This window comes from Dysgonomonas sp. UBA7630, assembly GCF_002483985.1.
Classification (GTDB): Bacteria; Bacteroidota; Bacteroidia; order Bacteroidales; family Dysgonomonadaceae; genus Dysgonomonas.
The window spans coordinates 23,004-35,375 of record NZ_DLIY01000014.1 but is presented as its reverse complement, the minus strand read 5'-3'; the positions used below and the strand labels follow the sequence as shown (position 1 = coordinate 35,375).

7 protein-coding genes are annotated in these 12,372 nt (G+C 37.2%); 5 read left to right on the top strand and 2 right to left on the bottom strand.

Annotated elements, in window-relative coordinates:
* Window positions 1–6: 6 nt before the first annotated feature.
* A complete protein-coding gene (locus B3P17_RS05200) occupies window positions 7–2,526 on the bottom strand; it encodes a glycosyl hydrolase 115 family protein (protein ID WP_291104142.1) in 2,520 nt (839 codons plus the stop codon).
* Between the two features lie 811 nt (window positions 2,527–3,337).
* Here B3P17_RS05200 and B3P17_RS05195 point away from each other — a divergent pair.
* From B3P17_RS05195 to B3P17_RS05180, 4 genes are all read left to right on the top strand, one after another.
* Window positions 3,338–4,885: a glycoside hydrolase 43 family protein gene (locus tag B3P17_RS05195; RefSeq protein WP_291104139.1), complete on the top strand. Its 1,548-nt coding sequence runs from the start codon at window positions 3,338–3,340 to the stop codon at window positions 4,883–4,885.
* A 103-nt stretch (window positions 4,886–4,988) separates the two neighbouring features.
* Window positions 4,989–6,956, top strand: a complete 1,968-nt coding sequence (locus B3P17_RS05190; protein WP_291104136.1) for an alpha/beta hydrolase-fold protein — start codon at window positions 4,989–4,991, stop codon at window positions 6,954–6,956.
* 126 nt (window positions 6,957–7,082) lie between these two features.
* Window positions 7,083–8,039 carry a glycoside hydrolase family 43 protein gene (locus tag B3P17_RS05185; RefSeq protein WP_291104133.1) on the top strand — a complete coding sequence of 319 codons (957 nt, stop codon included), beginning with the start codon at window positions 7,083–7,085 and terminating at the stop codon, window positions 8,037–8,039.
* A 39-nt stretch (window positions 8,040–8,078) separates the two neighbouring features.
* Window positions 8,079–10,511 carry an alpha-L-arabinofuranosidase C-terminal domain-containing protein gene (locus tag B3P17_RS05180; protein ID WP_291104130.1) on the top strand — a complete coding sequence of 811 codons (2,433 nt, stop codon included), beginning with the start codon at window positions 8,079–8,081 and terminating at the stop codon, window positions 10,509–10,511.
* A gap of 144 nt (window positions 10,512–10,655) precedes the next feature.
* Here B3P17_RS05180 and B3P17_RS05175 read toward each other — a convergent pair whose 3' ends face one another.
* A complete protein-coding gene (locus tag B3P17_RS05175; RefSeq protein ID WP_291104127.1) occupies window positions 10,656–11,243 on the bottom strand; it encodes a phosphoglycerate mutase family protein in 588 nt (195 codons plus the stop codon).
* A 227-nt stretch (window positions 11,244–11,470) separates the two neighbouring features.
* Here B3P17_RS05175 and B3P17_RS05170 point away from each other — a divergent pair, with 227 nt between their 5' ends.
* Window positions 11,471–12,367: a phosphatase PAP2 family protein gene (locus tag B3P17_RS05170; protein WP_291104124.1), complete on the top strand. Its 897-nt coding sequence runs from the start codon at window positions 11,471–11,473 to the stop codon at window positions 12,365–12,367.
* Window positions 12,368–12,372 lie beyond the last annotated feature (5 nt).

Here is a 12,372-nt window from a genome sequence, read left to right as displayed (position 1 = left end):
TAAACTTTATTTCAATTCGCTTTCAGGTGCACCTAAGTACGACGGTTTCAGACCTCCAGTATCTATTAATATTTTTTGTAGAACAATGCCCGGTTCTAATACGCGGAATCGGAGAGTGTGTTTTCCTTTTCCCGTTATCGTATGCTTTGTGGTCGATTTAATTATAGCTTCTGCCTGCCATAGACCAAGCTCGCCTTTGTAATGTCCGTTGAAATTTACGATTTGTTCATTCCTACCATCAAATGAGATTGCATAACGAAGCCCTTTATTCGCATTGAAGTTCAATGTCGGAGAAAGTAATAGATGTACATTAAAGTCTCCTGTTGATTCGAAATCAATGTCATACTCGATATAGATATTATCATTTTCTTTTGGATAGATATTTTGAGGGAAAGTAGTCATGGCTGATTTTGTCTTCCCCATATCCGGTATCATCTCCCAATGTATCTTGTCTGAATTATTCAAGCGACTGTAATTGCCCGCTTCAATAGAAACATAACCGTTTTTCTCGACAAAAACTTTGTCCTTATAGTCTGCTGTCTGCATTATGTATTCTACCTTAGGCATAATGCTTTTAGGTGGATTGTTCCAGCTTCTATATCCTATACGTACCTGATCCATCATATGCGGCCATTTACCTCCGGCTATAGTCTGATTGTAATGGACAGTCAGTAATGAATCCCTCTTAAAACAATCTTTTACTTTATCTGCCCAATAATTAGCCTGTACATCTTTTTTAGCTGCATACAATTTATTCTTTGCTTGAGCATAATACATTTCATAAAGATTGGAACATGCATTGATTGGGAACAATACCAGCTGATCGAATACATCTTTATATTCACTCGGCATGAGGTAATATAAACGCATAGCATCGATTACCAGATTGCGATAATCGTTCATTACAGTCTCAAATTCGTTATAATTTTCAAGGCTGTAAGTCTTATCATTTAATAGTTCAGGAGTAACACGTCTATTGTATTTTGAGTAAAGATTAATCAATCGTGCCGCTTCTTTTGCATATTTACTTCCAAATTGCTGTTCGCACCACTTTTCTGTATGATCCAAAAGGTTATGCGGATTGAATTGGCTGGGATTCCATGCCATATCGAGGAAGAAACTGATTGGATATTCCATTGGTTTAAGATCTCCTACATTAACAACCCATATACGATCTACTCCATGTGTGTAAGTAAGATTCATCTGTTCCCATACACGTTGTATCGGATTTATATTGATCCACTTCGAGTTTCGGGGAGCGCCTACATAATCGAAGTGATAGTACATTCCATATCCTCCTTTATGCGGTTTCGAGTTGATTTCGGGAAGTTTTCGTACATTTCCCCAATTGTCGTCACAAAAAAGGAGTGTGACGTCATCAGGCACTCGCATACCTTGATCGTAATAGTCTTGTACTTCTTTATACAGAGCCCAAACTTGAGGCGTTTCCTCTGGTTTCTTTCCTGTAATTTCGCTTATTATTTTTCGTTGATCCTTCACTATTTTTTCGAGTAAAGCTATGTTTGTATCTTCGCTCATTGCTTCGTCTCCATCGCCTCGCATGCCCACTGTTACTACTTTTTCCCAGTCTTTAGCTCGCTTCATTCCGAACCTCCAAGATTCTTGTAGCGCTTTTGTGTTTTTAGTATAATCCCACATATTTGGTAAGTTATTTCTTTTTACATAACGATGCCAGTCAGATTGTGCCATAGCCATGGGTTCGTGGTGAGATGTACTCATGACAATCCCCATTTCGTTTGCTAAAATTCCATTTTGAGGGTCGTCGTCATAGAATGCGCTTCCCCACATGGCCGGCCAGAGGAAATTGCCTTTCAGGCGAAGAATTAACTCAAAAACTTTCTCGTAAAATTTACTATTAAAGCCGCCAAATGTTACATTAGCCCAACCACTAAGGGCAGGGGCTTCATCATTCAGGAATATGCCTCTGTATTTTACAGCAGGTTCTCCTTCTGTATATTTTCCTCTCTTTATATATATATTCTGTTGTTTTTTTATCGGAACATCTGCCCAATAATACCAAGGAGAAACTCCTATTTGTTTAGACAGTTCGTATATACCATATATTGTCCCTCGTTTATCGCTACCAGCTATAACTAAGGCTTCCTTTACTCCTTCGAAAGGATTTTGTACCGTTTGAATCAGATATTTCTCATATTTCCCTTGCAATTCAGAGGCATTGATCTTTTTGTTTTTTACCAAATCATCAATGTACTTGGATTTACCTATAGTGCCGATCAGCAATACAGTTTCTTCGGCAGACACTTTATCTAATTTCAATATGGGAGATACTCCTGTTACCTTATCTATATCCACAGATAGGTTGACTATTGCTTTCAGTATTCCGGAATCTATATTGTTATCGATCAATATAGGTGCAGCAACAAAAGGTTTTATCAGTGTGAAAGCATCCCCTTTGTGAGAGAAGGATACAAATTGATCCGCTTGAGCAAATAAAATCAAAGGAAATAAGCAGATCGTTAATAGAATGTACTTTATATTTTTCATGATATATGATAGATTTTCAGTATCGATAGTTTTATCATCATACCGATATAAAACCGATTAATTTTAGTCTAAGATTATGTACAATATGTATTAAACAAAATTAAAATAAGCAAAGAGAAACAGAGACTATTGTTGTATACTATTACCCAAGTAAATGTCTTATCTATATTGTATTTGTTGCATATCCTTTCGTTTTTGTCTTATTGTTTAATTTTAGAATTAAAACTGTCTTAAATTGTTGTTTTTAGGTTCGTGTGAAATTGTATTTCTTTTGAATATTGTTGCTTTTAAAATTATATTGTTTTTCGGCAGGAGTTCTTTAATATTAATTGAAATATAGGAGGCCTTTGTTTAAGAAGTGTTGAGAGTTGAAATAAAGAAAAATATGAATGTCGGTAAATAATTGGTAAGCTAATTGTATTTTTTTTCTTAAAAACGAATAGAGATTTTTTATTTCTGATTTCGCTGCGGATGTAATAAAATTTACTGCCACATGTTTTTGGGGGAGGAGGCGATAATGTTTGTGTCTAGGTCATTTTTTATGTGAAGTGTCTATATGTGATTAAAAATGAGGCTATAATTATTCTTGTAGATAAGTGGCCGTGTTTATCGTGTGCAACAATAGCGAAAGGATATGCAACAAATACAATATAGATAAGACATTTACTTGGGTAATAGTATACAACAATAGTCTCTGTTTCTCTTTGCTTGTTTTAATTTTGTAGTATGCCGTTGGTTTGGTCTCTACCAATGTGAATAATCAAAATCCTTATTCTAAATATGAAAAATAAATAATCTAAATATTTACCATATGAAAAATATTATTTTAGTATTAGCCTTATTTATATCAGCTTTGGCTGGGTGTAAAAACACACCTTCAGTCAAAAAAGATAAGTTTACGAATCCTGTAATATATGCAGATGTTCCTGACATGGATATAATCAGAGTTGGTAGTGACTACTATATGGTTAGTACTACTATGCATTTAATGCCCGGAGCTCCTATTATGCGATCGAAAGATCTTGTTAATTGGGAAATTGTAAGTTACCTTTTTGATGAAATTAAAGATAGCCCTTTGTATGATTTAGAAGGTGGTAATATATATGGGCAAGGGCAATGGGCGTCATCTCTTCGATATCATAATGGGAAATTTTATGTTTTGTTTGCTACGAACAGACCTCAGCGAACATATATTTATGAGACAGAAGATCCTACAGGCAAGTGGAAGAAGATAAGCGAGTTTGATAAAAACTTCCATGATGCATCACTTTTGTTCGACGATGATGGTAAAGTGTATCTGGCGTATGGTAGCGGTCAGATTCGCATAACAGAATTGAAGAGTGATCTTTCGGATATTAAACCTGACGGACTTGATGTCGTTGTAATCAAAGGAAAAGAAGATGGCTTTCCTAATCTGTTGGAAGGTACTCATCTATATAAATACAACGATAAATATTATATGTTTTTAATCTGGTGGCCTCAGGGGGGCATTCGTACTCAATTATGCTTTCGTTCAGACCAGATCGGAGGTCCTTATGAATCAAAAGTAATATTGTCGGACTTTATGGATAGACCCGGTGCTGGTGTTGCACAAGGTGCTATTATTGACACAGAGGATGGAGATTGGTATGGTTTCTTGTTTCAAGACAGAGGTGCTGTAGGACGCGTGCCGGTATTGATGCCTTGCCGTTGGGAAGATGGTTGGCCAATACTAGGTAATGAAGAAGGAAAAGTACCTAAAGTAATGGAAAAGCCTATACAAGGATTTAATGCAACACCGTTAGTTATAAGCGATAATTTCGATAATGATAAATTAGCTCTAAACTGGCAATGGAATCATAATCCCGATAATAATCTGTGGTCTTTATCAGAACGTCCAGGTTATATGAGATTGAAAACAGGTAAAGTAGTTGAAACTATATTTGAAGCTCGTAATATTTTATCACAAAGGACAGAGGGACCAAAATGTAGTGGTATTATTTCTATGGATATTTCGAATATGAAAGATGGAGATATTGCAGGGCTCGGAGCATACTGTGCAGAACCGGGATTAATATCCGTGGTAATGGAAGGGAATAAAAAGTACCTTGTTATGACAGACCGAGATCAAGAAAAAGCTAGAGTTGATCTGTCTGTTGATAAGATATATTTACGTATGGATTGTGATTTCAATACCGATAATGCTAATTTTTTCTATAGTGTTGATAAAGAAAATTGGATACAGTTAGGTACCGAATTTCATATGATTTATAACCTGAAACATTTTATGGGCAACCGTTTTGCAATATACAATTATGCCACTAAAGCTGCTGGAGGGTATGTTGATATTGACTATTTTGAATATGCTAAAAGCGAATAATATGAATGTACAAGCGCTAAATAGTTTCTAAGGTGAAATAAATCCTAACCGTAGTGTTTTTATTCTATGCATAAGTTGATATACTTAATCTAAATCATATAGTATGAAAAAAATTTTCTTTTTAAATTTATNNTGGGGACTGACTGTCGGGGCTATCAGTCAAAATTATAAAAGTGCGCCGAATGGATACGATGTACCCCGCACTGGAATATCTCATGGACAAATAGATACGGTAACTTATTATTCTAAGACCGTAGATACTAATAGAAAAGCGCTCGTTTATACTCCTCCCGGATACTCTAAAAACAAACAATATCCTGTATTGTATTTATTGCACGGTATTGGAGGCGATGAAAAAGAGTGGCTTAGCCATGGACAGCCTCAAGTAATTCTTGATAATTTGTATGCTGATAAGAAAATAGTACCCATGATTGTCGTATTGCCCAACGGACGTGCTATGAAAGATGATCGTGCTATTGGAAATATAATGGAGGCACCAAAAGTAGAGGCATTTGCTACTTTCGAGAAAGATTTGTTAAATGACCTCATTCCTTTTATCCAGAAAACTTATCCTGTGTTGAAAAATCAGGAAAATCGTGCGCTTGCCGGCTTATCGATGGGGGGGGGGCAATCTTTGAATTTTGGCCTCGGGAATCTTGATACATTTGCATGGGTAGGAGGTTTTTCTTCTGCGCCAAACACTAAAGCTCCAGAAGTGTTAGTCCCAAATCCAGATGAAGCAAAGAAAAAATTAAAGCTCCTTTGGATATCTTGTGGAGACAAAGACGGATTACTTAACTTCAGTAAGCGTACTCATGACTACTTAGCTAAAAATCAAGTTCCTCATGTTTATCAGGTTATACCGAATGGATATCACGATTTTAATATTTGGAAGCAAAACTTGTATATGTTCTCCCAATTGCTTTTTAAACCTGTGACCGCTGATCTAATCGAACAATACAGCTATATTCCTGAAGAAGCAGAGGTCGGTATCCCTGCATCAACAAATGTTCCCGGGGCTCAATATCCTCAGATATTATCTGAGAACAGAGTGTTATTTCGCATAAAAGCACCTGATGCTAAAAGAGTGCAAGTGGATTTAGGAAAGAAATATGACATGGTTCGAGAAGAAGAAGGTTCATGGGCAATTACTACCGAACCTATTGTTGAAGGATTTCATTATTACTCTATCCTTATCGATGGTGTTGCGGTTTGTGATCCTGCAAGTCGTACTTTTTATGGTATGAGCCGTATGGCAAGCGGGATTGAAATTCCGGAAGAAGGGGTGGATTACTATAACTTAAAGAATGTACCTCACGGACAAATAAGGCAGATTCGTTACTTCTCAGATGTGACCAAAGCATGGCGTAGAGCATTTGTATATACGCCGGCAGGATATGATACAAATACTTCGCAAAGATATCCCGTACTTTATTTACAGCATGGTGGAGGCGAAGACGAAACAGGATGGCCTAACCAAGGCAAAATGGATGCAATTATGGATAATCTAATAGCAGAAGGTAAAGCTAAGCCGATGATCGTAGTTATGGATAACGGCTATGCTGTAGATCCGTCGGCATCTTCAGCTAATTCACCTCAGGGGCTTAGAGGATTGTTTCAGAACAGTGCATTGGAAAAAGTTTTTATTAACGAGATTATCCCTTTGGTAGATAAAGAATTTCGTACTATTCCGGATCGTGATCATCGAGCTATGGCAGGCTTATCGATGGGAGGGTTTCAGTCATTCCAGATTGCTATGACAAATTTGGATAAATTTGCTTATGTAGGCGGATTTAGCGGAGGCGGAATAATAGAACAAGGCGCTGATTTTTCTAAAATGTATAATAATGTTTGGGCCGACGTTGATGCATTCAACAAAAAAGTGAAATTGATATATTTAAGTATTGGAACTGCCGAGCCGACAAATATGTATCAAACCGTAAATAACTTTCATAAAGAATTCGAGAAAGCAGGAATTAAACATGTTTATTACGAATCGCCGGGAACATCCCACGAATGGTTGACATGGAGAAGATCATTGAATCAATTTGCTGAGTTGCTATTTAAGTAACGATATAATTAGATTGTTATACGAAAATAATAATAGTCTAAAGATTGAATTGTAAGAAATGAATATAATTGACAAGTATCATATACGTGAAAAACAATTGTTAAAGGAACAACAAAATATAATCTAATGAAAAAGAAAGCTTTGATTTTTTTCTTGGGTGTTTTGCCATTGGCGATAGCTACTAATGCTCAAAACCCAATTATCACTCACATGTTTACAGCCGACCCTGCACCTTTGGTACACGATGGCACAGTATATCTTTATGCCGGTCACGATGGTGCAACCGAACAAGATACAAATTATAAAATGCCCGACTGGTATGTTTTTTCGTCTACCGATATGGTAAATTGGAAAGATCATGGATCATGTCTTTCACCTTCAACATTTTCGTGGGCTACAGGCGATGCCTATGCTGCACATTGTGTTGAACGTAATGGCAAATTCTATTGGTATGTCTCAACTTTTCATAAAAGTGACGAAAATTCTAAAGGCGGCGCAGCAATAGGTGTCGCTGTTTCTGATAGTCCTATAGGACCATTCAAGGATGCAATAGGAAAAGCCCTCGTCGTGAATGAAATGACTACAGATATGAAACATGGATGGGATGATATTGATCCGGCTGTATTTATAGATGATGATGGACAAGCTTATCTCTATTGGGGAAACGGCAGTTGCAAATGGGCTAAACTGAAAGAAAATATGATTGAACTTGATAGTGAGATCACAGCTTTCAAGCCGGAAGGATATATTGAAGGTCCGTGGCTTTACAAGAGAAATGGAATGTATTATTTAATCTATGCAGGAGCAGGTACAAAACCCGAGATGATCGAATACTGTATGTCGAATAGTCCTGAAGGACCATGGGAATATAAAGGAATAATACAAGATAATGTACCCAATAGTTTTACGACTCATCCCGGAATTCTTGACTTTAAAGGCAATACTTATTTCTTTTATCACAACGGGGCTCTTCCTACTGGAGGAAGCTATCGCCGTTCTATTTGTGTAGATTATTTATATTTTAATCCGGATGGGACGATTCAGAAAGTTGTACAAACAAAAGAAGGTGTAAAGCCCGTTTGATAAAGTATATCAAGAACTGAAATTATATCATTTAGAATTATGACAACAAAAATAATTAGAAAAGCTTGTCTCTTTTTGAGCCTGACTTTATCTGTTTCGTTTTTGCAACTTTATGCTCAGAAATCTTCGACGGCTAAAATAACTGTTGATGTCGGAACACCGGGACATACAATTTCGCCTACTTTGTTCGGTATATTTTTCGAAGATATAAACTTGTCGGCTGATGGAGGGTTGTATGCAGAACTGATTCGCAACCGTTCGTTTGAAGATGCCGATACATTACAGTACTGGAAGTTTATTGGGGCTCAAAAAAAATCAACAGCTAGTATCATTAAGGCCAATGTTCATTCGAGTCCACCCGTGCCACCGTTAAATCCTTACAATCGTAAGTCACTTCTTATCGATTTTGATGGCTCCTTCAAATTAGAAAATAACGGTTATTGGGGGATTCATGTTGCTAGTGGTGAACGATATTTGTTCAAATTGGCTGCCTGCGCTGTTGGCGGACTAAAAACCCCATTGCAAGTAAAGATTGTGAGTGCAGACGGAAATGTTCTTGCTTCGGGTGAAATAAACGGTATCACTTCAGAATGGAAATATTATCCTCTCGTACTTACAGCATCGGCAGGAGACTCTAATGCCCGGCTTGAAATTTCAAGTAGTGGAAATGGCAAATTATTTCTGGATATGGTTTCATTGATTCCTGAGAAAACGTGGAATAACAGTGGATTACGTATCGACCTGGCTGAATCAATCAACGCTTTAAAACCTACCTTTCTTCGTTTCCCAGGAGGCTGTTGGGTAGAAGGCGAAGATTTAGCCCATATGAACAATTGGAAAAAAACTATCGGTAATATAGATACCCGTACTCCATTGTGGAATATCTGGGGATATAATGCTACACACAGCCTGGGGTATCATGAATATTTACAATTATCCGAAGATCTTGGCGCTGAACCTTTATTTTGCATTAATGCCGGTATTTCGCACCGCGAGGTGGTTCCAATGGATCAGATGGGACAATGGATACAAGATGCTTTGGATGCGATTGAATATGCAAATGGTCCTGTCACTTCTGTATGGGGGAGTATTCGTGCCAAAAACGGACATCCCGAACCATTCAACTTGAAATATTTAGAGATAGGTAATGAAAATGGAATGGCTCCTTATGCTGAACGCTGGGAACTCTTTGTGAAGGCTATTCATGATAAATACCCTGATATTGTTTTAATTGCTAACGAATGGGCTGGGGGACATCCCAAAAATCCAAAACCACAAATCGTGGATGAGCATTATTATAGCAATCCTGATTGGTTTATTTGGAATTCAAATAAATATGACAGTTATGATCGCAATGGCTCTAAAATATTTGTGGGAGAGTATGCTGTCACAAGTGGTACAGGGAATGGAAATCTACGTGGAGCTATCGGTGAAGCAGCTTGGATGACGGGTATGGAACGCAATTCTGATATCGTGGTTATGGCAGCTTATGCGCCACTTTTTTGTCATGCCAAGCATAAGGCATGGCCTGTAAACCTGATCAATTTTGATAATAATCGTTGGTTCGGTATTCCAAGCTATTATGTTCAGCAGATGTTCGCAACCAATCAAGGGACAGTAAATTTGCCCGTTAATATAGACTATGCCCCGAATGTTGAGATGCCTCGTTCGAGCGGTTGTATTGGATTGGGAACTTGGTTGAATTCGGCAGAGTTCAAAGATTTGGAGGTAACAGCACCGAATGGTAAAGTACTATTCAAACCAGATTTTAGTAAAATAGATGAAACATGGAAACATACACCTAGCAGTGAATGGTCTGCAACCAATGGTGTGTTGAAACAATCTGCAATTTCACCAAATACCACTATTTATATGGGAGATACCCTCTGGACGGATTACACTATAAAAGTGAAAGCTCGTAAGATTGAAGGAGAAAATGGATTTCAAATTTATTTCCACAATAAGAATAGAGGAGAGCGTACTCGGTGGGATTTAGGTGGATTTACGAACTCTGTGAACATGTTAGAGGTCGGTTTGATAACGGAAAGTATGCCTTATAATGTAGAACCCGGTCGTTGGTATGACGTGAAGATAGAGCTTCGCGGCACTTCAGTGAAAGCATATCTGGACGGTAAACTTATACAGGAAGTCTCTGCTGATGAAAGTCTGAAAGTAAAAAGTCTTTGCTCAAGTGCTTCACGTGATGATAAAACAGGCGATATTATTTTGAAAATCGTGAATGTTACGGGTAAAAGTGTAAAGACTGAGATTGACTTGAAGGGTACTGATTTGCTTACAGGAAATGGGGAGGCTATAGTATTGACGTCTGCTAGTCCCTTTGATGAAAACACATTGGACGAACCCACAAAAGTTTCGCCTAAGAGTGAGAATTTCAAATTCTCAGGGAAAAAACTTACACGTTTATTCCCTGGTAATTCGTTGACAGTATTACGCCTGACAACTAAAAAATAAAAATAGAGAAAATAAAAATCTTTATAAAAGCAAAGGCATCTCGCATTGAGATGCCTTCGTTTTTCTTATGCTTATTTTCCTCTATGCTTATTCTTTTACTAATATTCTTTTATGGGCTTAAATGAGATTGTTTAATGTCTAAAATTAGGGTTTCCATTCTACTATACCTGTCACCGGATTTTCCTTACGCCATTGGATAAAGTCTTGATATGTTCTCACACCTCCTTCAATTACAGCCTGATAATACTCAATTCCCATTATTTTTTGATCGTCAGGCGTTTCGTACTTCAAACGTAGAATAGTATTTTTTGTTTCTTCGTTCAATACGCTAGCAATACGATTCGTAACATCTTCAAAATATCCATCAAAGCGAGAATCTTTGACGATATGAATCATATCAATGTGCCACATTTTTCCATCCCTGTCTTCATACCATGCATGCCATTCGAGGCAAGCATCCTCTTCCTTTAAAAGGTTACTATATTCTATTCGTTTTATAGAAGGATGCTCAGCTAGTTGAGCCATAGCTGCAAAGCTATCAGTTAACGAGAATGGAGATGTGTATATATGAAAATCGATATCGCAGTGCTTCATCATAAGTCCCAGCTTTAAAGACCCAATCAGATTGATTGTTGCTCCTATAGATTTCCATATATTTATTACGTTAGTATCCTTAATAATTTCCCAAGCTTTTTGCTGATTTTGTGTAGACAATGCTAAAATTTTATCCATCATTCGATTTCTATTACGTATTTCGAAAACAAAGATATTCAAAATATTAAAATGGGGTATAACGAGCCTTTTCTCTTATTTTTACCTTCTCCTCCTCTAATATTCAAACATCTACTTGATATATTATTTAGTCCATGGGTCAACACCTAATGTCCACTTGTCAATCCTTTTTGAAAAGCCTCTTAAAGCTCAAGAAATTTGTGTCTGTAAACTATTAAAGTATTGATATGACTAAAAGAGCTTCTATTTCTATCCTTCTTATTTTCTTCTATTTAATTCTTAAGGGGCAGACCGAAATAAAAAATGATACATTGATATTGCATAAACATCTACTTAACAAGCAAATTGATATGGAGGGGAAGGCTGATTCTGTATTTTTACAGCCGATACTTACTCCCGTATGGTTAGAAGAAGATAATATAGATTTGAAACTAGCCGATTTGAAATTTGAGAATAATAACCAGCCTAAAATAAAGATTCCTTATGTGAATCTGATCGCTCCATCGTTGTTGATCTCTTATGGTATTGCTGCTCAATATGTCAAGCCTTTGCAGAAATTAGATAAAGAAGCTCAATTATCTGCAATAAAGCATGTAACCAAGCGTATCCCGGCAGATGATTATATTCAGTTTGCTCCAGCAGTAGGTGTCTATGCTTTTGATTTGATGGGAATAAAAGCAAAACACAACCTCAGGGATCGTACAATTCTAATGGCAACATCGAATCTCTTGATGTGTGCGACGGTACAGACATTGAAGCATACCACTAAAGTTATGCGTCCGAGCGGTTCAAACAGGCAATCTTTCCCCTCAGGGCATACAGCTACCGCATTTGTTAATGCACATATTCTATTCAAAGAGTACCGGGATTCTAATTTGTGGCTGGCTGTAAGTGGTTATGCCGTTGCTACTGCAACAGGAGTCTTGCGAGTGATGAATAATAAACATTGGGTGAGCGATGTAGTGGCAGGAGCAGGGATTGGTATTTTGAGTGCAGAAACAGCTTATCTGTTGCTACCTCATATTAAGAAAATGTTTGGAATTGAAGATGTTAATAAGAACCTGGCTATTGTTCCTATTATTTCCCAAAAACAGTATAGCATAGGAGTATCTTATACCTTCTGATAAAG